The sequence below is a fragment of the Paraburkholderia fungorum genome, from assembly GCF_003610895.1.
Lineage (GTDB): Bacteria > Pseudomonadota > Gammaproteobacteria > Burkholderiales > Burkholderiaceae > Paraburkholderia > Paraburkholderia fungorum_B.
On record NZ_MCAS01000023.1, the window covers coordinates 352,272 to 373,357 of the forward strand.

At 63.1% G+C, this 21,086-nt stretch carries 24 protein-coding genes and 1 other RNA gene; 11 read left to right on the plus strand and 14 right to left on the minus strand.

Going from position 1 to position 21,086, the window contains the following annotated elements; genetic code table 11:
- Nucleotides 1-15 precede the first annotated feature (15 nt).
- Nucleotides 16-921 (plus strand): prolipoprotein diacylglyceryl transferase, encoded by a 906-nt coding sequence (gene lgt, locus BCY88_RS22305; RefSeq protein ID WP_120346336.1) that lies wholly within the window; start codon nucleotides 16-18, stop codon nucleotides 919-921.
- A 94-nt stretch (nucleotides 922-1,015) separates the two neighbouring features.
- Here the strand turns inward: lgt and BCY88_RS22310 are convergent, their stop codons facing one another.
- From BCY88_RS22310 to BCY88_RS22330, 5 genes are all read right to left on the minus strand, one after another.
- Nucleotides 1,016-1,747, minus strand: coding sequence for an SIMPL domain-containing protein (locus BCY88_RS22310; RefSeq protein WP_120346337.1), 732 nt, complete (start codon nucleotides 1,745-1,747; stop codon nucleotides 1,016-1,018).
- A 206-nt stretch (nucleotides 1,748-1,953) separates the two neighbouring features.
- A complete protein-coding gene (locus BCY88_RS22315; RefSeq protein ID WP_120346338.1) occupies nucleotides 1,954-2,412 on the minus strand; it encodes an EVE domain-containing protein in 459 nt (152 codons plus the stop codon).
- 95 nt (nucleotides 2,413-2,507) lie between these two features.
- Nucleotides 2,508-2,689, minus strand: a non-coding RNA gene (ssrS, locus tag BCY88_RS22320) — 6S RNA.
- Between the two features lie 110 nt (nucleotides 2,690-2,799).
- Nucleotides 2,800-3,114, minus strand: coding sequence for a cell division protein ZapA (locus BCY88_RS22325; RefSeq protein ID WP_007175941.1), 315 nt, complete (start codon nucleotides 3,112-3,114; stop codon nucleotides 2,800-2,802).
- Nucleotides 3,111-3,467, minus strand: a complete 357-nt coding sequence (locus BCY88_RS22330) for an ATPase (RefSeq protein WP_120346339.1) — start codon at nucleotides 3,465-3,467, stop codon at nucleotides 3,111-3,113. Before BCY88_RS22330 ends, BCY88_RS22325 begins: the two co-directional genes overlap by 4 nt.
- 569 nt (nucleotides 3,468-4,036) lie before the next feature.
- Here BCY88_RS22330 and BCY88_RS39910 point away from each other — a divergent pair.
- The 6 genes from BCY88_RS39910 (at nucleotide 4,037) to cobC (ending at nucleotide 8,964) form a co-directional block, all read left to right on the plus strand.
- Complete coding sequence (locus tag BCY88_RS39910) at nucleotides 4,037-4,471, plus strand: hypothetical protein (RefSeq protein ID WP_120346340.1); 435 nt, start codon at nucleotides 4,037-4,039, stop codon at nucleotides 4,469-4,471.
- 94 nt (nucleotides 4,472-4,565) lie between these two features.
- Nucleotides 4,566-5,612 carry a FecCD family ABC transporter permease gene (locus tag BCY88_RS22340; RefSeq protein WP_120346341.1) on the plus strand — a complete coding sequence of 349 codons (1,047 nt, stop codon included), beginning with the start codon at nucleotides 4,566-4,568 and terminating at the stop codon, nucleotides 5,610-5,612.
- Nucleotides 5,609-6,448 (plus strand): ABC transporter ATP-binding protein, encoded by an 840-nt coding sequence (locus BCY88_RS22345; protein WP_120346342.1) that lies wholly within the window; start codon nucleotides 5,609-5,611, stop codon nucleotides 6,446-6,448. The genes BCY88_RS22340 and BCY88_RS22345 overlap by 4 nt, the downstream gene beginning before the upstream one ends.
- A 39-nt stretch (nucleotides 6,449-6,487) precedes the next feature.
- Nucleotides 6,488-7,549 carry a nicotinate-nucleotide--dimethylbenzimidazole phosphoribosyltransferase gene (cobT, locus tag BCY88_RS22350; RefSeq protein WP_120346343.1) on the plus strand — a complete coding sequence of 354 codons (1,062 nt, stop codon included), beginning with the start codon at nucleotides 6,488-6,490 and terminating at the stop codon, nucleotides 7,547-7,549.
- 63 nt (nucleotides 7,550-7,612) lie between these two features.
- Entirely contained in the window at nucleotides 7,613-8,389 is a 777-nt protein-coding gene (locus BCY88_RS22355) for an adenosylcobinamide-GDP ribazoletransferase (protein WP_120346344.1), read from the plus strand.
- Nucleotides 8,374-8,964, plus strand: coding sequence for an alpha-ribazole phosphatase (gene cobC / locus BCY88_RS22360; RefSeq protein WP_120346345.1), 591 nt, complete (start codon nucleotides 8,374-8,376; stop codon nucleotides 8,962-8,964). The genes BCY88_RS22355 and cobC overlap by 16 nt, the downstream gene beginning before the upstream one ends.
- A gap of 129 nt (nucleotides 8,965-9,093) precedes the next feature.
- Here cobC and BCY88_RS22365 read toward each other — a convergent pair whose 3' ends face one another.
- Genes BCY88_RS22365 through cobU form a run of 4 tightly spaced genes read right to left on the minus strand, consistent with a single transcriptional unit; the run spans nucleotide 9,094 to nucleotide 12,521 of the window.
- Nucleotides 9,094-10,005: a cobalamin-binding protein gene (locus BCY88_RS22365; RefSeq protein WP_404935716.1), complete on the minus strand. Its 912-nt coding sequence runs from the start codon at nucleotides 10,003-10,005 to the stop codon at nucleotides 9,094-9,096.
- Nucleotides 10,002-11,039 carry a threonine-phosphate decarboxylase CobD gene (gene cobD / locus BCY88_RS22370; protein WP_120346346.1) on the minus strand — a complete coding sequence of 346 codons (1,038 nt, stop codon included), beginning with the start codon at nucleotides 11,037-11,039 and terminating at the stop codon, nucleotides 10,002-10,004. Before cobD ends, BCY88_RS22365 begins: the two co-directional genes overlap by 4 nt.
- Complete coding sequence (gene cbiB / locus BCY88_RS22375) at nucleotides 11,032-11,967, minus strand: adenosylcobinamide-phosphate synthase CbiB (protein ID WP_120346347.1); 936 nt, start codon at nucleotides 11,965-11,967, stop codon at nucleotides 11,032-11,034. Before cbiB ends, cobD begins: the two co-directional genes overlap by 8 nt.
- Nucleotides 11,967-12,521, minus strand: a complete 555-nt coding sequence (gene cobU / locus BCY88_RS22380) for a bifunctional adenosylcobinamide kinase/adenosylcobinamide-phosphate guanylyltransferase (protein WP_120346400.1) — start codon at nucleotides 12,519-12,521, stop codon at nucleotides 11,967-11,969. Before cobU ends, cbiB begins: the two co-directional genes overlap by 1 nt.
- A gap of 166 nt (nucleotides 12,522-12,687) precedes the next feature.
- Between cobU and BCY88_RS22385 the strand changes: the two genes are divergently transcribed.
- A complete protein-coding gene (locus tag BCY88_RS22385; protein ID WP_259461486.1) occupies nucleotides 12,688-14,148 on the plus strand; it encodes a cobyric acid synthase in 1,461 nt (486 codons plus the stop codon).
- A 141-nt stretch (nucleotides 14,149-14,289) separates the two neighbouring features.
- A complete protein-coding gene (locus BCY88_RS22390) occupies nucleotides 14,290-14,706 on the plus strand; it encodes a DoxX family protein (RefSeq protein WP_120346348.1) in 417 nt (138 codons plus the stop codon).
- A 242-nt stretch (nucleotides 14,707-14,948) separates the two neighbouring features.
- Here the strand turns inward: BCY88_RS22390 and BCY88_RS22395 are convergent, their stop codons facing one another.
- Nucleotides 14,949-15,368 (minus strand): PaaI family thioesterase, encoded by a 420-nt coding sequence (locus tag BCY88_RS22395; protein ID WP_120346349.1) that lies wholly within the window; start codon nucleotides 15,366-15,368, stop codon nucleotides 14,949-14,951.
- A 212-nt stretch (nucleotides 15,369-15,580) separates the two neighbouring features.
- Here BCY88_RS22395 and BCY88_RS22400 point away from each other — a divergent pair, with 212 nt between their 5' ends.
- Nucleotides 15,581-16,219, plus strand: coding sequence for a ParA family protein (locus BCY88_RS22400; RefSeq protein WP_120346350.1), 639 nt, complete (start codon nucleotides 15,581-15,583; stop codon nucleotides 16,217-16,219).
- An 80-nt stretch (nucleotides 16,220-16,299) separates the two neighbouring features.
- Here BCY88_RS22400 and panD read toward each other — a convergent pair whose 3' ends face one another.
- The 4 genes from panD to BCY88_RS22420 all read right to left on the minus strand — a co-directional run bounded on the left by panD (nucleotide 16,300) and on the right by BCY88_RS22420 (nucleotide 18,819).
- Nucleotides 16,300-16,686, minus strand: a complete 387-nt coding sequence (gene panD / locus BCY88_RS22405) for an aspartate 1-decarboxylase (protein WP_120346351.1) — start codon at nucleotides 16,684-16,686, stop codon at nucleotides 16,300-16,302.
- A gap of 49 nt (nucleotides 16,687-16,735) precedes the next feature.
- The gene (panC, locus tag BCY88_RS22410) at nucleotides 16,736-17,569 is read right to left on the minus strand and encodes a pantoate--beta-alanine ligase (protein WP_120346352.1); all 834 of its coding nucleotides are present in this window, start codon (nucleotides 17,567-17,569) and stop codon (nucleotides 16,736-16,738) included.
- Between the two features lie 187 nt (nucleotides 17,570-17,756).
- The gene (locus BCY88_RS22415; RefSeq protein ID WP_120346353.1) at nucleotides 17,757-18,629 is read right to left on the minus strand and encodes a segregation and condensation protein A; all 873 of its coding nucleotides are present in this window, start codon (nucleotides 18,627-18,629) and stop codon (nucleotides 17,757-17,759) included.
- A gap of 4 nt (nucleotides 18,630-18,633) precedes the next feature.
- Nucleotides 18,634-18,819 (minus strand): DUF3460 family protein, encoded by a 186-nt coding sequence (locus BCY88_RS22420; RefSeq protein ID WP_054035105.1) that lies wholly within the window; start codon nucleotides 18,817-18,819, stop codon nucleotides 18,634-18,636.
- 402 nt (nucleotides 18,820-19,221) lie between these two features.
- On the opposite strand from BCY88_RS22420, the gene BCY88_RS22430 reads away from it, so the two are divergent.
- Nucleotides 19,222-21,060 (plus strand): autotransporter assembly complex protein TamA, encoded by a 1,839-nt coding sequence (locus BCY88_RS22430; protein WP_183081425.1) that lies wholly within the window; start codon nucleotides 19,222-19,224, stop codon nucleotides 21,058-21,060.
- Nucleotides 21,061-21,086 lie beyond the last annotated feature (26 nt).

A 21,086-nucleotide genomic window follows, 5' to 3' on the forward strand; every position in this document is an offset into this window, starting at 1 on the left:
GCCCATAACAACACGATGCTCATTCACCCGAATTTCGACCCCGTTGCCATTCATCTGGGGCCGCTTGCTGTGCGCTGGTATGGACTGATGTACCTCGTTGCGTTCATCGCGGCGATTGTCGTCGGCCGGCTGCGGCTGCGTTTGCCATACGTCGCCGCGCAAGGCTGGACTGCCAAAGATATCGACGACATGCTCTTTTACGGTGTGCTCGGTACGATTTTCGGCGGCCGGCTCGGTTACGTGCTGTTCTATAAGGCGAGCTTTTACTTTGCGCATCCGCTCGACATCTTCAAGGTGTGGGAAGGCGGCATGTCGTTTCACGGCGGCTTTCTCGGCGTGACGCTGGCGATGGTGCTGTTCGCGTATCAACGCAAACGCTCGTGGTTGCAGGTCACCGATTTCGTCGCGCCGATGGTGCCCACCGGGCTCGCGGCAGGGCGCCTCGGCAACTTTATCAACGGTGAGTTGTGGGGCCGTGTGACCGATCCTGCTGCACCGTGGGCGATGCTGTTTCCAGGTGCCGCGCCGGATGACGCCGCGTGGCTCGCCGCGCATCCGCAACTGGCCGCGCAATGGCATCTGAACGAAGTGTTCGCGCAATATCACATGCTGCCGCGCCATCCGTCGGAGTTGTATGAGATTGCGCTCGAAGGCGTGGCGCTATTTTTCGTGATGATTTTCTTCTCGCGCAAACCGAAGCCGATGGGCGCGATTTCCGCCGTGTTCCTGATCGGCTACGGCCTCGCTCGCTTCACGGTGGAATTCGCGCGTGAGCCGGATGACTTCCTTGGGTTGCTCGCAATGGGCCTCTCGATGGGCCAATGGCTCTCGCTGCCCATGATCCTTGTGGGCGTCGGCATGCTGGTGTGGTCTTATCGCCGTGCGCGCCGTCAACCGGCACCGGCAGTTGGCGCAAACTGATCGCTACGTTTTATCGTAGTGGTCAGCCCATGAAAAAAAGCCACGGCATGCCGTGGCTTTTTTCTTTGCAGCGGTACCTCAAGCGTTGATCGTGTTACTTCATCTGCACCGAGCCCGACACGTTGACCGTCACCGTCGACGTGCCGCCTTCGATCGGTACCGGCGCGGACGCCTTCGCGTCGGCGCTCATGGCGCGTGCGCTCATCATCATCATGGGGCGTGGCATGACGCCGTTGTGTCCCACGTTGACTTCACGAATCGAATAGCCGTTGTAGCCGAACGCCTGTGCCGACGAAGCGGCCTGCTCGCGGAACGACTTGATGGCTTCACCGGTGAGCTTCTGCTCGGCGGTACGCTGCGCTTCAGGCGACAGCGAGAACTGCACGTTGCCGACTTGCATGATCGATGCCATCTGGCCGGCGAGTTTCGACGCCGCGGCGAAGTCGTGCGATTCGAGCATAACTTCGGTACGGCCGCGCCATGCGGAGATGCGGCCATCACGATCGGTGGACGGGTAGATCGAGAAGGACCCGGTGCGCGCCGTTACGCCGCTGACACCCTTGGCTTTTTGCAGCGCGGCATCAGCGCGCTGATTCAGCGTGGAGGTGAGCGCGGACGGATCGCTTGCTTCCTGCTCGTAGAACAGCGTGATATCGACGACATCCTGCGGCACTTCCGCGCTTGCTTGTGCGTTCAGCGACAGCACGCCCGCGGGCTGATACTGCGTCACACTCTGCGCGCGGGCCATGGCCGGCGTCAGCGCGAGTGCGGCAGGGGCGGCGCAAACGAGAGCGAGAGCGAGTGCACGTGCGGTGTTTTTCGTCATTTTTGGACTCCTTGCTTGAACAGGTTGTGCACGATTTGAGCGAGCGCTGTGCAATGGCACAACGTTTGCGAGTCCGTTAGGCGCCTGTAACCTGAGCTTGGTTCCCTAATTTGACGTTTGCTCACACTTGCTTTCAGGCGTGCGTGGATTCGCGCATGACGTGCGTAGCACGCCAGCGACGCCGGGCCGCTTGTGCAGATGCAGCGTCAAACAAGACGTTTGGTGATGAAGCGCCATTCGGCTTCGGTCACCGGTGTGATCGACAGACGGTTGCCTCTGGCGAGCACGCGCATGTCCTTCAGTTCCTCGTGCTCGCGCAGCGCGGCAAGCGGAATCAACGGAATCTTCTTCTTGAACACTACGTCGACGAGCAGCCAGCGCGGCGTCTCCTGCGACGACTTCGGGTCGTAGTAGGGGCTCTTCTTGTCGAATTGAGTCGGGTCCGGATAGGCTGTGGAGGATACCTCCGCGATCCCGGCGATGCCCGGCTCAGGGCAACTCGAGTGATAGAACAGCACACCGTCGCCAACCTGCATCATGTCGCGCATGAAATTACGCGCCTGATAGTTGCGCACACCAGTCCACGGCAACGTGTGTTGCGGTGCGTGGGCGAGATGGTCGATGCTTGCCTCGTCCGGTTCGGACTTCATTAGCCAGTAGCGCATGAATCGAATTGAACGTTAAAGGTTTGAGAATACAGAAGAAAATGCGAGGCCCAAAGAAAAACGGCACCGAACCGAAGTCCGATGCCGTTTTGAATAAGGTCCCCGCCTTAGCCGCTAGGCCGGCATCCTGAACCGGGGGTTCAGAATTGGTCGCAGTTAGCAGCACTTCGGGTACATCAGACAGAGTGACGCGCACACCCGTGCTACAAATTTCCACAACCGTGCACATGGCATTGGTTCAAGGAATATATGACCTTGGCGAACCAGGCAGGGAAGTCAAACCGATTGAACTCAATCACTTGCATGAGTCTCTGCTCATGCATTGCGCTTGAATTCGCAGCCGATCTCAGGAGCGGCTACTTGAAATTGTTCGAGACGGCTGAGTACTTACTGCATGCTGTACTGCTGAATCACAGTACCCAGTTGTTCGTTCATTTGGTGCATTGTACGCCGGATTTCTTCTGCAGGAAATGCTTCTCCGTGTCGCACGCTAGATTGCAGCTTAAGCAGTTCCGATGCCAGCGACAGCGCAGCCATGACGGCAATGCGATCCGTGCCGCGCACGTTGCTGTTATTGCGGATCTTCGACATCTCGGCGTCGACGCGTGCAACCGCTTCAAGCAGCGCGCCTTCAGTTTCCGGCGAGCAGGCGAGGCGATAGGGCACACCGAGAATCGATACTTCGATCTGCTTGGTGGTCATGCATTTTCTCCATGGCGGGTGACGTCGCTCTCCGCTTCGACCTCATGCGGCGCGGTATCGAGCAGATCGAGCTGATTGTCAGGCTCGCTGTGCGCGCGAGCGCGCGGCAGCTTTTCGAGGATCGCATTCAGGCGCACCTGCGCGTCGTCGATCTTTGCCGACAGCGCGTCGCGCTCCGCCTGGAGTGCATCGCGCTCCTCGCGCATCAATGCGAGTTCCGTGCGCGCGGCCTCTGCTTCGGCATGCGTTTGGGCGAGCTCATTCTCAAGCGCGAGCCGCGCTTCATTGTGGCGTTGGCTGATCGCGATCAGCTTGCCGATATTCTGTGAAAGTGTTTCGAGTTCGGTGAGCATCTGCTGCGTCCTCTAAAGACATTGCATTTTAGCGCGGAATGTCGCAGGTTCCGACAATTGTCTCGTTTCGAGACGTAACAACATCGCTTTGTGCAGGCATTTATCGACCATATGATGAAAAGCGACCCGCGCATCGGACAATAACCTGCACATAACGGAACAGATTGCGCACGGATTAACCATTCTTGACGGACCCGAAGGCCGCTCCTAAACTGGCCGCACTTTTTTGCTGCCCGCGCGCTTTTTCACAATGCGCGCTGCTTGACGGGAGGCAGGGCGCGTGTCTCGCGTGAACGCGCGGACCTGCGCGGCCCCGCAACGGTGAGCGGCCGCACTCGTCATGGCAGTCGATTCTGATCGTGTGTTTGAAGCTGAACACGCGAGTGTGCCACTGCGCGCCACGCGTGGGAAGGCAGGATCGATGTGTCGTTAGCCGGGACGCTGGGCAGAGGGAGAGAGCCGTCTTCAAGCGAACGTAAAAAAGCGCCGGCGCCCAACGCGAATCCGAGCACGAACGGCTATCCGAACGAAAGCAGCCCGGTGTTGATGAGTCATAAGGTCAACGATAGATGGGACGCGAACCTCATGCATTTTCTGCCGGGCGCTCACGGCAGCTTCGACAAAGCGCGCGGTTTGATCTTCCGGCGCAGCCAGCTTCATCTCAATCCACTGCGCGATCGGTATTCCGGTTTCGGCGGCGGGCGAACAGTTACTATCTCGGCTACGGCTACGGCTACGGCTACGGCTACGGCTACGGCTACGGCTACGGCTACGGCTACGGCATCACGGGTATTGGAAGGCGGCTGCAAGCTATTCGAACCCGATCGATTATCCGCAACTCTCGCCCGGAACTTACTTGGTCGAACAGGCTGGCCGTGCAGAGGTACACGGATCGAAGGATCGTGGAGCGGCCATGCGCGCAAGACGGATATGCGCGCGACAACAACATCGCGAAGGCCTGGTACGTTACCGCGCGGATCCAGAGCCTGTCGAAAGGACTATGAAACGGCTTACTTGTATGACTCGCCGCGACGCGGTGCGTATCTCTCAGCTGGTTGGCAGCGGCAGTGACGAAGCGGCTTGCATGAGAACGCGTCGATGAACCGAGGCTCGAGTCCGATGCCCACGACCACGATGCGCGTGATGAGCGCGAAGCGCGCTGCCGCGATCTGGTTCGCGCTCGCCGGAATCGCCCTTGTTGTGCTGACGGCTTCGCTCGCGCTCGGCAGCGTATCGCTCGCACCCGCGCGCGTGTTGGCGGCGCTGCTGCCGTCGCATGCCGAGTCCGCCGATCTGGCCGGCGAGATCGTGCGCACACTGCGTTTGCCGCGCGCGCTGGCTGGCTTCGCGTGCGGCGCGTTGCTGGCGCTGGCCGGTGCGTTGCTGCAAGTGCTGTTGCGCAACCCGTTGGCCGAACCCTACGTATTGGGCGTATCGGGCGGCGCGGCGACGTTCGCGCTGGTCGCGATGATCGCCGGTTGCGCGTGGTGGATCGTCGATGCCAGCGCGTTTGCCGGCGCTTTCGTGTCGATCCTGCTGGTGCTCGGTCTCGCCCGCCGGGAGTTGTGGCGAGGCGAGCCGCAGGATACGTCGCCGCGTTTGCTGCTGACCGGCGCCGTGATCGCGGCCGGTTGGGGCGCCGTGATTACCTTGCTGCTCAACCTCGCGCCGGACAACCGGCTGCGCGGTATGTTGTTCTGGCTGACCGGCGATCTGAACGGCGGCGCGATGCCCTGGATGGCGCTCGTCGCGCTGGTTGTCGCTCTGGTGGCGATCGTACCCGCCGCGCCGCGTCTGAACGTGCTGCTGCGCGGCGATGCCGCCGCGCAGGCACTCGGCGTTGCCGTGATGCCGCTGCGCCTGCGCGTGTATCTGGTGGCGTCGCTCGCGGCTGCCGCGGCGGTAACGACGGCGGGCACCATCGGTTTTGTCGGCCTCGTAGTGCCGCATGTGCTGCGGCTCGCGTTCGGCAACGATCAGCGCATGCTGCTGCCGGCGGCGGCGCTCGGCGGTGGCGTTGCGGTGATGGGTGCGGACCTGATCGCGCGGACCGTGGTCGCACCGGCGCAATTGCCGGTCGGCGTGATCACGTCGATCGTGGGTGTGCCAGTGTTTCTGTGGATGCTATTGCGCAGGCGCCGATGATGAACCCACACGACGCCCCCCAAGTGGCGCTCAGCGCGCAACGCCTGAGCTTGCGCGCGGGCATGCGCACCTTGCTCGACGCGTTCACGCATACGTTCTACGCAGGCGAGATCTGGTGCATCGCCGGACCGAACGGCGCGGGCAAGACGACCTTGCTGTCCACACTGGCGGGTCTCGCTCAACCGTCGGCGGGCCATGTCGAACTCGACGGCGTGCGTCTCGCCGACTGGCAGCCGCTCCCGCTCGCGCAGCGTCGCGCGCTGATGCCGCAAAGCGCAGCGGACGCTTTCAGCGCGAGCGTGCTCGACATCGTGATGCTGAACCGCTTTCCGCATCTGAGCGGCTGGGGCTGGGAAGGCGAAGCCGATCGTGCGGCGGCGCATGCCGCGTTAGATAGTCTGGGACTCACCGCATTCGCCGCGCGCGACGTGCTCTCGCTTTCGGGCGGTGAACGTCAACGCGTCGCGCTGGCCGCGGTGTTGTGCCAGGAGGCGCCGTTGTTGCTGCTCGACGAACCGCTCTCGCATCTGGATCTGCACCACCAGATCGATTGTCTGGAAGCGTTGACCGCCTGGACGCGCGAGCCTCGGCGTACAGTGATGTTTTCGTGCCACGATCTGAATCTCGCGCGCCGCTTTGCGACTCATGCGCTGCTGCTCGACGGCAACGGCGGCGCGTATGCCGGACCGGTGCACGACGTGCTGACGCCCACGCTGACGAGCCGTGCGTTCGGCTATCCATTGATTCTGATTCGCGACGGCGAGCATGAGGCGCTGATTCCCGCGCCGCGCTCGCGTCACGAATCGCTTGCGGCTGATGACACAGCGGCAGGCTAAACACCTTATAACAACACCCTCTCTCTGTTTGAAACGTCTATGACTTCTTTACCAGGTTTGCCGGGATTGACCGACGTCGAACCGCTCGACCAAACGTTGCGCGCCGAACTGCAGCACATTATCGATACCAAGACCAAGCCGCCTGGCAGTCTTGGACGGCTCGAAACACTCGCGCGGCAGTTGGGATTGATCCAGCGCACAACGCACCCTACGGTCGCGCTCCCGGCGATGATCGTGTTCGCCGGCGATCACGGCATTGCGCAGGAGGGCGTGAGTCCTTATCCGCAAGCGGTGACCGCGCAAATGGTCGCCAACTTTCTCGCGGGCGGCGCGGCGATCAATGCTTTGAGCCGCGTCTGCGGCGTCGAACTCGAAGTGGTCAACTCGGGCATCGCGACGCCGCTGCCATCCACTGAAGGTCTTATCGATATTCCGGTTGCGGCCGGCACGCGCAACTTCGCGCACGAACCCGCGATGACGCGTGAACAGGCGCTGGCCGCGATGCAGGCGGGCGCGGCTCGCGTGCGGCATCATGCGGCGCTAGGCACCAATGTGATCGGCTTCGGCGAGATGGGCATTGCGAATACGTCGTCGGCTGCGTGTCTGATGAGCCGCCTGTGCGGCGTGCCGATCGACGAATGTGTCGGACGCGGCACGGGTCTCGACAATGCGGGGCTGGCGAAAAAGCGCAACGTGCTGGCTTCGGCACTCGCGCATCACGTCGTTTCCAACGATCCGCTCGACGTGCTCGCCACTTTCGGCGGCTTTGAAATCGCCATGATGACGGGCGCATATCTCGCCGCCGCGCAAGCGCGGATGACGATCCTCGTCGACGGTTTCATCGCGACTTCGGCATTGCTGGTGGCCGATGCGTTCGCACCGAACGTGCGCGAGTATTGTGTGTTCGCGCATGCGTCGAATGAGGCGGGGCATCGGCGCATGCTCGATCATTTCGGTGCGCTGCCGTTGCTTTCGCTCGACATGCGTCTCGGCGAAGGCACTGGCGCAGTACTCGCGGTGCCGTTGCTGCGCGCAGCGGTGGCGTTCATCAATGAAATGGCGAGCTTCGAATCGGCTGGGGTTGCGAATCGCGATGCCTGACTCATCGTACAAAGCGCCCGTATACGAAGCGCTGTCGTACAGAAGCGCGCGTCCGGCTCACTTATGAACCCGCTCGCTGAACTGCGTTATTTCTTCACGGCGCTCGGCTATTTCACGCGCGTACCGGTGCCGCGCTGGGTTGGCTACGAACCGCACTATCTGAATGCGGCGGCACGTTATTTTCCGCTCGTCGGTCTATTGATTGGCGGATTGAGCGCGCTGGTCTATCTCGCGGCGTTGCATGTCTTTCCCGCCGGCGTGGCGGTGCTGCTGTCGATGGCGGCGTCGCTTCTCGTGACTGGCGCGTTTCACGAGGACGGACTCGCCGATTGCGCCGATGCGTTCGGTGGCGCCTATACGCGCGAGGACGTGTTGCGCATCATGCACGATTCGCGCATCGGCGCTTTCGGGGCCATCGCGCTCGTGATCGCGTTGGCGCTGAAATGGCAAACGCTCGCCGCGTTGCCGCCGGTGCGCGCTGCGAGTCTGATGATTGCGGCGCATGCGGCAAGCCGCGTGTTTGCCATCAGCTATCTGGCCACGCTCGACTATGTGCGCACCGAAGGCAAAGCCAAACCGGTCGCGCAACGCCTGAGTAGTCCCGCGTTGCTCTGCGCGGCGGTGTCCGGTTTGCCGTTGCTGCTCTGGCCGAACGGGCCCGGGTTGCCGGATTGGCGCTTCGCCGGCGCGGCGTTCGTCGTGCTGGCGGCGCTGCGGTTTGCCATGGGGCGTTACTTCGTCAAACGGATTGGCGGCTACACCGGCGACTGCCTGGGCTTCGCACAACAGATTTTTGAATTGAGCATCTATCTGCTGGGGCTTGCATGGATATCGTCCTGATCCGTCATCCCGCTGTCGCGATCGATGCGGGCGTGTGTTACGGCCAGAGCGACATCGCGCTTGCCGAGGATGCGGAAGTGTCCTCAACCGCGCTTGCGTTGAAACTCGCCACGTTGCAGGTGCCGCCGCCGCGCGTGTTCATCTCGAGCCCGCTGACGCGTTGCTCGGCGCTCGCCGCCGCCATGGCGAACGATTTCGGTTGCGCGCTCAGCCATGACGACCGTCTGCAGGAAATGAACTTCGGCGCCTGGGAGCTGCAGCGCTGGGATGCGATCGATCGCGCGCTGCTCGATGACTGGGCGGCCAATTTTGAACACGCGCGTGCGCACGGCGGCGAGAGTGTTGCGCAATTCGTCGCGCGGGTGCGGGCGTGGTTCGACGCGTTCGCGCAGACGCGCGAGCTGTCGCCGGCGTATGTGGTCACGCATGCCGGCGTCATGCGGGTGATCGCGTCGCTCATGCTGGATGTGCCGCTGGAGCGCTGCCTGCGCTGGTCGTTGGAGATGACCGGGATTGTCTGGCTGCGCAGGGATGAGGGGGCGCAGGAGTGGTCGTTGGTGAGGTGGAATGCGTGAGGTGTGTGCGCTGCGTGGGCCCTGCTCTAATTGCGCCAGGCGGCGCCCTGATCGTGCCGCTTTTCCCGAAGATTCGTCACGGGATTGCGTATTCGCGCCACTTCTTATCAAAAAGTGGCGCGATTAAAGTCACTGCGCGCCGCTCTTCCTGCGCGAGCGTGCCAGGTCGAGGTCCTCGCATATCTGCTTTGCCCCTTGCGCAATACGCGGCGCCGGCCGGCTGATCAGATCGCCGTCGATGGCGAACAGGTTATTGTTTGCCACCGCCTTCAGGCTCGGCCACGCACGCCATGTGGCGAGTTGCGGCAGGGGGGTATCCGGTTTGGTCGCGCCGGGCGCAGCCGTGAAGATTGCTTCCGGGTTCGCCGCGAGTACGGCTTCAGTCGAAACGGTCGGCACCAGCGGCTCCAGTTTTGCAAACACATTGCGGCCGCCGCATAACGCAATCACGTCACTGATCATATGTTCGCCGTTGAGCGTCATCAACGGCTGATCCCACACCTGATAAAACACGCTGACAGGCGGCAGGCCGCTGTATTGCGTGCGCAATCGCGCGATGTCCTGACGGTATGCCGCAGCGGCCGCATTGGCGGTCGGCGAGGTGCCGAGCAATTGTCCGAGCTTTGTCAGCGATATGGCAACGTCGTCGAGATGATGCGGCTCGCTGAAGAACAGGGGGACATGCATCTCACGCAGGCGATCGAGTTGGCGCTGCGCGTTGCCATGCCGCCATACAACGATCAGATCGGGCTTCAGCGCGACGATCCGTTCGAGGTCGAGCGCCTTGTTATCGCCGACGCGCGGCAATTGCTTCGCTTCAGGCGGGTAGTCGCTATACGACACGGCGCCGACCAGTTTCGCGCCACCGCCGGCGGCATACAGCAGTTCGGTGACATGCGGCGCGAGACTGATGACGCGCTGCGCGGGTGCAGGCAGGGTGACGGTTGCGCCGGAATCGTCGGTGACGGTGATGGCGGCGTGCGCATGCACGGTGCCTGCGAAAAGCGCTGTGGCGATGGCGAAACGCAAGCGGCGCATCATCGCAGCGCCTCGCGCAAACTCTCTTCGAAACGCGCCCATTCGGCGTCGTTCGCGGGCAGCCCGAAGCGTACGCTGCCCGACGCCGTGAAGAGGCGGGTCCACACGCCACGCCGCGCCAGCGCTTCGTGCAGAGCAGCCGCGCGCGCATCGTCGGTCCACGCGAAGAGCGGCGTGCTTCGTGTGGCAAAACCGTGTGCATGCAACAGACTCACCAGACGGGCGCTTTCGGCAGCGAGCCGCGTGCGCATCTGTTGCTGCCACACTTCGTCTTCAAACGCGGCCTTGACGGCGTGCCGAGCGGGGCCACTGACGGTCCAGGCGCCGAGCGTACGGCGCAATGCGCCGAGCAAAGCGGGCGCGGCCAGGACGAATCCCGCGCGCGCACCGGCAAGACCAAAGAATTTGCCCGGCGAACGTAGCACGATTAGCCCGTCGCGATGAGTGTTTGCCGCGAGCGAGGCTGAAGGCAGCGTGTCGGCGAAAGCCTCGTCGATCAACAACGTGCCGTTGCGCGCGCTGAGTTGCGCATGCCAGTCCAGCAGCTTGCCGGCGTTCAGATGTTCCGCCGTCGGATTGTTAGGATTCACGACGACCACGTGAGTGAGCGGCTCGGGCAAGCTGTCCCAGGACACGTCCAGTTGCACGACTTCGTGTCCAGCCTGCTCGAAGGCAGGCGCATATTCGCTATACGTGAGCGGCGCGATGCCGACCCGGGCACACGGCAGCAGCGAGGGCAGCGCGCGAATCGCGGCCTGGCTTCCTGCTACGGGCAGCACGTGCGCGGCATCGGGCGCGCCATAGTAGCGCGCGGCACAGGCGGCAAAGCCGTCGCCTTCGTCGGGCAGGCGGCGCCAGACATCGGCGGGAACCGGCGGCACCGGATAGCCGTGCGGATTGATACCCGTCGACAGGTCGAGCCATTGTGCGTAGGGAATGCCGTAACGCGCGGCCGCTTCGTGCAGATTGCCGCCGTGGGTTACGGCGTTGAGCGGGGTCCCGGTAGCGACTTTATAAGCAGCCATTCGATCAGACATGAAAGGGCACACTCAGCAAAGCCAGCACGATCAGCACCGCTAGCCAGAGAATGACCGTGCGTTCGACCAGCATCAGCGCAGCCGTGACGTGACTGGCTTTTGCTGGGTGGCCAAAACCTAGCGTGGGCCTGTGTTCAAGCGCGCCGTGATACACGGCGGGTCCGCCGATCAACACGTTCAGGCTGCCCGCGCCGGAAGCCATGACCGGTCCGGCGTTCGGACTGTCCCAGCGCGGCGCCTGCTCGCGCCAGCAATGCAGCGCGGTGCGCGTGTCGCCGAGCAAGGCGTAGCTCGCGGCGGTGAGACGCGCGGGAATCCAGTTGAGCACGTCGTCGAGGCGCGCCGCGGCCCAGCCGAAGCGCAAATAGCGCGACGTGCGGTAACCCCACATGGCGTCGAGCGTGTTGGCCAGACGAAACCCCAGCGCGCCAGGACCGCCCGCGATCGCGAACCAGAACAGCGCGCCGAAGATCGCGTCGTTGCCGTTTTCAAGCGCCGATTCGACAGCGGCGCGCGAGAGCGCCGCTTCGTCGGCGTGAGTGGTGTCGCGCGACACGATACGCGCGGTCAGCAAGCGTGCTTGTGCCAGATCGCGTTGCGCGAGAGCCTGCGCGATCGGCGCGATGTGATCGTGCAGACTGCGCGCGCCGAGCGCGAACCACAGCAGCACGACATGTACCGCACAGGCCGCAAAAAACGGCAGTATGGAGACGAGGCACCAGGCGATCAGCACCGGCGGCATGACCGCCAGCGACCACGCGAGCAGCCCCTTGAGCCGCAAGCGGCGGCCGGTGTTGTAGCGCTTTTCGAGGCGCATCGCCCAGTTGCCGAAGCCGACCAGCGGATGCGCGGTGCGCGGCTCGCCGAGCCAACGGTCGATGGCGACGCCCGCCGTTGCCAGCGTAACGATCAAAGGCAGCGACAGCATTACGGATTGCCCGAGGTTTTCAGCGCGAGTGGCAAGCCCGCGACCATCATCGTGACGTGGGTGCTCAATGCGGCGATGCGCTGATTGAGCCGCCCGAGTTCATCGACATAGAGGCGGGTTGCCGCGCCGAGCGGCACCACGCCCAACCCGATTTCGTTGCTGACCACGATGACCTTCCCTTTGGCGTTGATGAGCGCCGCTTCCAGCGCAGCAAGGTGCGCGTGATATTGATCGACCGGCAAGCCGTTGCTGTCAGGCGGACACAGCAGACCGGCGAGCCACAGCGTCAGGCAGTCAAGCAGAATACAGTGGCCGTGCGCATCGATTTGTGACACCGCGCCGGCGAGATCGACGCCGGCTTCAAGCAAAGCCCAATGCGCCGGACGCCGCTCGCGATGATGCGCGATGCGCGCGCTGAATTCGGCGTCGTCAACCACGCGGGCGGTGGCGATGTACGTGACGGGCAGGGCGCTATCGTTTGCCAGTTGTTCGGCGTGCACGCTCTTGCCGGAACGGGCGCCGCCGAGAACGAAGGTGAGGTCGCGGGAAATCATCGCGTGATTGTACCGGCGTGTGCAGGCGTGCAGTGCATGCCTGCACGATGGGATAATGCCGCGCTCATGGCCTGCATTCATTGCTATTCAACGCTGGACCCGAGCTCCCGTGACCACCTCCACTTCGAATCCGCATCGCGCCGTACCCGTGCCGCGCGGCACACTGATGATTCAGGGCACCACCTCCGATGCAGGCAAGAGCACGCTGGTCGCGGGCCTGTGCCGGCTGGCGCGCCGCGCCGGCGTGCGGGTCGCGCCGTTCAAGCCGCAGAATATGGCGCTCAATAGCGCGGTAACGGTCGACGGCGGCGAGATCGGCCGTGCGCAGGCCCTGCAGGCGGTGGCCGCGGGCATTGCCGCCCACACCGATCTGAACCCCGTCCTGCTCAAGCCGACGAGCGACCGCGGCGCGCAGGTGATCATCCACGGCAAGGCGCGCATGAATCTCGATGCGCGCGCGTATCACGACTACAAGCCCGTCGCCTTCGAGGCCGTGCTGGAATCGTATGCGCGTCTGCAAGCGGCGTACGACACGATTTTTGTCGAAGGCGCGGGCAGTCCCGCCGAGATCAATCTGCGCGAGCGCGACATCGCCAATATGGGTTTTGCTGAAGCGGTCGATTGCCCGGTCGTGCTGGTGGCCGACATCGACCGAGGCGGGGTGTTCGCGCATCTGACAGGAACGCTTGCGTGTCTATCGGAAAGCGAGCAGGCGCGGGTGCGTGGCTTCATCATCAACCGGTTTCGCGGCGACATCAGCTTGCTCAAACCGGGACTCGACTGGCTTGAAGCGAAAACCGGCAAACCGGTGCTCGGCGTTGTGCCCTACCTGCACGGCTTGACGCTCGACGCCGAAGACATGCTGCCGCCCGAGCTGCGCGCCGCGCATAGCGGCGATACCGGCCGGATGCTGCGGGTGGTCGTGCCGGTGCTGCCGCACATCAGCAATCACACCGATTTCGACGCGCTGCGTGCGCATCCGCAAGTCGATTTTCATTACGTGCGAAGCGGCACGCCGCCCCCGCCGGCCGATCTGATCATCCTGCCAGGCTCGAAGAATGTGCCGGGCGATCTGGCCTTCCTGCGCGCGCAAGGCTGGGATGGGGTGCTGCAGCGGCATTTGCGCTACGGCGGCCGCGTGATCGGAATTTGCGGCGGCATGCAGATGCTCGGGCGCGAAGTGGCCGATCCGCACGGTGTGGAAGGCCCGCCCGGAACGAGTGCGGGCCTTGGCTGGCTCGATTACGCGACGGTGCTGACGCGCGAAAAAACCCTTAAGAACGTGACGGGGCGTCTCGCCTTGCCCGGTTCACCCGAGGTCGCCGGTTACGAGATTCACATGGGTGAGACGCAGGGTCCGGCGTTGAGCTCGCCCGCGCTGCAGTTGGGTCTTGAGCAACACGCCTATCCTGACGGCGCGATCTCGTCGGATGGTCAGATCCTCGCCACCTACGTGCACGGGCTGTTCGACACGCCGGCAGCATGCGCCGCATTGCTCGCGTGGGCGGGCTTAAGTGACGCCGAAAAAATCGACTACCCGGCGTTGCGTGAAGCTTCGCTGGACCGCCTCGCCGACACGCTTGCCGAGCATTTAGATCTATCGAAGCTTTTCGCCGCGATTGGATGACGAAGAACAGGCAGATGGCGTCGATTAAATCTCAATAGGAAATAATCAAAGCCTGGGAGGTGATTTTTCATCCCGTTTGGTTCGAATACAGTCTTGACGTCGACGCCCGTCACGGGCCGTCTTTCTCGTAAAGGACTCGTCATGAACTCGAACCGCTCCGCCGATCTGGCCGCTTTGCTACTTCGTCTGGCCTTGGGCGTTCTGTATCTCGCGCATAGCCTGCAAAAGATTTTTGTCTTCACGCTGCCGGGAACGGCGCAGTTTTTCGTTTCACTCGGTTTGCCGGGCTGGCTCGGGTATGTGACGGCGTTCGTCGAACTGATCGGCGGCATCGCGCTGCTGCTCGGCGTGCAGGTCCGCTGGGTCGCGCTGGTGCTGCTGCCGTTCATGCTCGGCGCCATGTCGCAGCATTTGCACAATGGCTGGGGGTTCGCTTCGCCGCATGGCGGCTGGGAATATCCGGCCTTCTGGGCGGTGACTTTGGCGGTGCAGTCGCTGCTCGGCGACGGTGCCCTGGCGCTGAGCAGTGTGAAGACGCCGCGCGCGGTGGCCGCCTGAACGTTTTCGGCGGCATGTGGACGGGTTGCCAAAGCTGGCGCGCCGGAGAAGCTTCAAGCCGGTGATGCGCCTGGACACACAGGCATCCAGACACCGAACCGGGCCGGCATTGCGTCCCGCCAGGCAACAAAAAAAGCACGCGCCGTGAGGCCGCGTGCTTTTTTTATCGTGCAGACGCAGGACGCTTCAGGCATTCCGGGCTCTTCGCCGCACCCCTGCGCCCTCTGCGCCGCTCGCCTCAGTCAGTACAACACGATCTGCGTGCAGCGAAACAGCGCAATCGTCTTGCCATTCGGATCAGTGACGGTGGCATCCCACACCTGCGTGCTGCGGCCCAGATGCACGGCCTTGGCGACTGCGCGGATCGTGCCTTCCGTCGCCGTACCGAGAAAGTTGCTTTTCAGCTCGACGGTCGTGAAATTGCGCGCCGTCTCAGGCAGATGCGCGAGACAGGCGTAGCCGCAGGCAGTATCGGCGAGGCCGATCACGGTGGCGGCGTGCAAAAAGCCGTTCGGCGCCAGCAATTCTTCGCGCACGGTCAATTCCGCGCTCAGGCTGCCTTGCTCCAACGCCAGAACATGTACGCCCAGCAAGCCGGGAAGCTTGCCCTTCTGACGTTCATGCAGACGCTCGACGGTGTATTCCGGACGGAGTTTGCTCATGAGATTTTGGGGTCCTCGGTGGAAAAATCAGGGGGCTGGACGGGTCAATAGCCGTTTGGGGGCTTCGGCCCCGGTGCATTTGTCGATATTATCAACGGCTAGATCGGCGGGTGAACCTGAAATCGGTACGGATCAGGACGCACCGGCCCCCAAGTCAGAGCAAACTGCGGCAAACCGGCTGGCGGCGCCCAGCCATCTTTCCGGGAGAATTCATGACGGTGATCGTGGTGGCGAATCCGAAGGGCGGCGTGGGTAAAAGCACGCTGTCCACCAATCTGGCGGGCTATTTCGCGTCGCAAGGGGAGTGGGTCGCGCTGGCGGACCTGGACAAACAGCAGTCCGCGCACGCGTGGTTGTCGCTGCGGCCTCCAGCGTTGCCGCCCATCGAGACCTGGGAGGTCGACCTTGAAAACCCTGCCAAACCGCCCAGAGGTCTGGAGCACGCAGTCATCGACACACCGGCCGGATTGCACGGCAATCGCCTGAGTATCGCGCTGGATCTGGCCGACAAGGTGATCGTGCCGCTGCAACCGTCGATGTTCGATATTCTCGCCACCCAGGAGTTTCTCGAACGGCTGGCGAAGGAGAAGGCGGTCAGGAAAGGCGCGATCGAGATCGGCGTGGTCGGTATGCGCGTGGACTCGCGAACGCGCTCAGCGGAGCAATTGCACCGCTTTGTCGAGGGATTGAAGCTGCCGGTGCTGGGTTACCTGCGTGACACGCAGAACTACGTGCAACTGGCGGCCCACGGCCTGACCTTGTGGGACGTCGCGAAAAGCCGCGTGGACAAGGATCTGGAGCAGTGGCAGCCGATCATCCAGTGGACCAACGGCGCCGGCAAACCGGCTTGATGTGAACTGGCAGGCGGCGTGGCCGCCCGCTATGGAACCGTGAGGTACCAGGCCAGGCTACGGCCGGCCCAGGTTCCAGTTCAGGTCCAGTTCTGGGTCGGCACGTGATCGCGGCTGCCCTTGATCTTGTTGTTGTCGTCGACGAACACCAGATCCGGTTTCCAGCCTGCCTTCAGTTCCGCTTCCTCGACCACCGCGAACGCAGCGATGATCACCAGATCGCCCAACTGCGCGCGCCGCGCGGCCGAACCGTTCAGCGAAATCATGCCGCTGCCCCGTTCGCCCTTGATCGCGTAGGTCGAGAAACGCTCGCCGTTGTTGATGTTCCAGATGTCGATCCGCTCGTTTTCGACGATGTTCGCGGCTTCCAGCAAGTCTTCGTCGATCGCGCACGAGCCCTCGTAGTGCAGTTCGCAGTGCGTGACCGCGACGCGATGGATTTTCGACTTCAGCATGTTGCGTTGCATGACCAATCCCTTGTGCTTCTAATGCGTGTTTGCGCAGCCGAAGACGGCTTCAGATTTCGAGGTTGTCGATGAGACGGGTGGTACCGAGCTTGGCGGCGGCCAGCACGACCAACTCCGCGTTCGCGTCTTGCGAGCCCGGCGGCAGCAGATTCGAGCGCTTGCGCACGGCGATGTAATCGGGCTGCCAGCCGCGCGCGGCCAGCGACGCCATTGCTGTCTGTTCGAGTTTTGCGAAGTCGCGATCGCCGGCGAGCACTGCATCGCGCACGCGATTCAGTTCGGCAGCCAGCACCGGCGCCTCTGCGCGCTCGGCCGTCGCCAGGAAACGGTTGCGCGAGCTGAGCGCGAGGCCGTCGGTGTCCCGCACGGTTTCCGCGGCGATGATGTCGGTCGGCAGCGCGAACTGGTGGCACATGCTGCGCACGATCATCAGCTGCTGGTAATCCTTCTTGCCGAACACGGCGACGCGCGGCTGCACGCACGACATCAGCTTCATGACCACCGTACACACGCCCTGGAAGAAACCCGGCCGGAATTCGCCTTCGAGAATGTCGCCCAGATCGTGCGGCGGATGCACGCGGTATTCCTGCGGTTCCGGGTACAGATCCCGTTCCGTCGGCGCGAACAGCACGTAGACGCCTTCTTTCTGCAGCTTGTCGATGTCGGCTTCGAGCGTGCGCGGGTATTTGTCGAAATCTTCGTTCGGGCCGAACTGCAGGCGGTTGACGAAAATGCTTGCCACCACCGGATCGCCGTGCTGGCGCGCGAGGCGCATCAGCGACAGGTGGCCTTCGTGCAGATTGCCCATGGTCGGCACAAAGGCGGTGCGATTCTGGCCGCGCAACTGGTCGCGCAATTCATGGATCGAGCTGATGACTTTCATGATCGGACAGGGATTTCCTCGCGCGGCGCAAGACTCGGTCGGCGCAAACACTCAGGTTTTGCGTGGCCCGCGGCCTCACTGGTAATGACAGGTTCGGAGCGCGGGATTGTAGTGGATTTGGTCCGTGGACGCACCGAAACGAGGCGTTTGCGGCAGCAATGGCGCACGCAAGCCCCGTTTCGCGGCTTCAGGCCGGCAGATAGGCGAGGCGCACATAGATCGGTGCGAACGGCTCGGCCTGGGTAATTTCGATGAGCGATTCGCGGCACAACTCGAGCATGGCGATGAAATTCACCACGACCACCGGCACGCCTTTGCTCGTGTCGAACAGGTCGGAGAACTCTATGAAGCGCGCGTTCTGCAGGCGCCGCAGGATCGTGCTCATATGCTCGCGCACCGACAACTCCTCGCGCGAGATCTTGTGGTGCTGAACGAGCTTGGCGCGCTTGATCACGTCGGCCCACGCGGCGCGCAGGTCTTCGCTATCCACATCCGGAAAGCGCGGTGTAATGCTTTGCTCGATATACACCTCGGCGCGCAGGAAATCGCGGCCGAGCTGCGGCAAATGGTCGATGCGCTGGGCGGCGAGCTTCATCTGCTCGTACTCGAGCAGGCGGCGCACCAGTTCGGCACGCGGATCCTCGGCTTCTTCGCCGCTGTCGGCCTTTTTCACCGGCAGCAGCATGCGCGACTTGATCTCGATCAGCATCGCGGCCATCAGCAGATACTCGGAGGCGAGTTCGAGATTGGTCTGACGCAGCTGATCGACATAGCCGAGGTACTGGACCGTGACGTCCGCCATCGGGATGTCGAGCACGTTGAAGTTCTGCTTGCGGATCAGGTACAGCAACAGATCCAGCGGGCCTTCGAACGTTTCGAGGAACACCTCGAGCGCATCTGGCGGAATGTACAGATCCGTCGGCAGCTTGAAGAGCGGCTCGCCGTACAGGCGCGCGAAAGCGATGCCGTCGACGGTGTCCGGTGTCGAATCGGTGGCGGGCGCGGCAAGCGCGGCGTCGGGCGCCGATTCGACGCCCTTTGCCTCGTCGGCGTGACTCACGCGCTTAGAAGTTTTGATAGTACGAGTAAGGCGTCTGCTCCACGCGCGAGGCTTTCTGCTCGGCGCGTTCTTCGAGGTCGATCGGCTGTTTGTCCCACAGCAGCGACCGGCCACGGCGCTGCTCAGCTTCCAGATTCGGTTTTTGTTGCTTGAGCTGGTTCAGGAACTGGGTGATGTCCGATTGATACATGGCTAGACGTCCGTGATTGGGGGAACGGCGGCTGCCAGGCGGGAATCCGCGCGGCATCGCTGCTATTCCATAATTTTACCGCATGCGCCGCGTGCGGTCGAAAAACGGTGGTGGCGCCGGCGGCCTGCCTGCAAAATCGCCCGGAACCCGCGCTGCTGCAATGCGTCAAAGGCGGGCGCGTGGCCGGCTGGGCGGCGTGGGAGTCCGGGCTGCGCGCCCGGGTGGTCACTACAACGGTTGCCGCATGCGGCACGCCGCATCGGCCGAAAGACCCGCCGCGCATCAGGCTGCAAAGCCCCTTTTAGAGATGGCGCGACTGCGCCGATGTGGTCAAATAGCGAGCTTCGGCCGCCGCGGCGAGCCCAAGCGACAGAATTCATCAACCACGGCCGGAGGTCCTGTTTGGCGGGGTGTGCGATCGAAGAGCCGCGTGTGCGGTGCGGCAGAGCCGGCAGCGAGCCCGGGCATCCGACGCCCAATCGGCGCTGGCTGCGCGCGTGGCTGACACTCGGCATCGTCATGCTCATGCTCGCCACGGTCAGCGCGCATGCGGCGCGGCGCGCGGCCGCCAGCTACAAGGTCGATATCGAAGCCACGCCGCGTTCGCTGCGCAAGCTGCTCGAAGCGCACCTCGACGTGGCGCGCTTCGCCAAGCGTCCTGACATCAGCGACGACCAGTTCGAATTTCTGATTACCGCCACGCCCCAGCAGGTGCGCGACCTGGCTGCCACTCAAGGCTATTTCACACCGGTTGTGCGGACCGACGTGCGAACCGTCGACGACCAGAAGCGCGTGACCGTGAGCGTCGATCCCGGCCCGCAAACCCTCATTACGTCGATTTCGTTGTCCTTTCGCGGGCCGGTGCTGACCGAAGACCCGGCGCAGGAAAACGCCACACGCTTCGCATTTTCACTGCATGAAGGCGACCCGTTTTCGCAGGGCGAGTGGGACGACGCGAAAAACGCGTCGCTCAAGGCGTTGCAGGCACGCCGTTACCTGGGCGCGAAAATCTACCATTCCGAAGCGCGGATCGACCCGCGCACGCACGAAGCAAAATTGTCGGTGACGTTCGACAGCGGCCCGACCTTCACGATGGGCAAACTCGACGTCTCCGGTACGCGGCGCTATCCGGAACAGATCGTCGACAACGTGAATCCGATTTCGCCCGGCGATATTTACGACGTGCAGCGCGTCGCCGAATTGCAGCGGCAGTTGCAGAACACGCCGTACTACGCGAGCGTGGCGATCGACGTGGACAGCGATCCGGCCAAGCCGGTCGATACGCCGATGCATGTGAAGGTGTCGGAGTATCCGTACAACAGTATCCGCGGCGGGATCGGTTATTCGACCGACAACGGCCCGCTGATCCAGGGTTCGTATTCCTATCTCGACACGTTCGGCAAAGCGTGGCCGTTCACGGTCGACGGCCGCATCGACCAGATCCAGCAATACGGGCAAATTCAGCTCGCAATGCCGCCTGGGCCGCGCGCGTGGACCAATAGCGTGCTGGCGTCCTACACCACGACCGACGTGTCCGACACACGCATCTACAGCATTCGTGGCGGCGTGCAGCGGGCCCGTACTTCGCAATTCATCGACTACAACTACGCGATCCTCTATTACCAGGACCGGCTCGATCAGAACGCGGCCGCGCCGACCACCAGTCGCGCGCTGGTGCCGTCATGGTCGTGGACCCGCCGCAATACCGACGATCCGTTGTTCCCGCGCTCGGGCAACCTGATTCACGTCGAAGCGGGTTTCGCGGTCAAAGGCGTGCTGACCGACCAGACGTTCGCGCGTGGCTACGCCCGTGGGCAGCAGTACCTGCCGATTGGCCGGGAGGACCTCGTGCTGTTCCGGGCCGAACTCGGCGGCGTGTTCACGAGCGGCAGTTCGAGCGGAATTCCGGCGTCGCTGCTGTTCCGTGCGGGCGGCTCGAATTCGATTCGTGGCTATAGCTATCAGAGCATCGGTAACAACGTCGATGGTTCGGTGCTGCCCACCAAGTACCTCGTGACGGCGGCGGCCGAATATCAGCACTGGTTCAGTCACGACTGGGGTGCCGCCGCGTTTTTCGACGTCGGTACCGCCACCGATACCTGGGGCGAGAAAGTCTTTTATCCCGGCGTCGGCGTCGGCGCGCGCTGGCGCAGCCCGGTCGGTCCGGTCAATGTCGACGTCGCCTACGGAATCCGCAACAGGAGTGTGCGGCCGTACCTGACCCTCGGCATCGCCTTCTGATGGAAACCTGCTTCTACATGATCCAC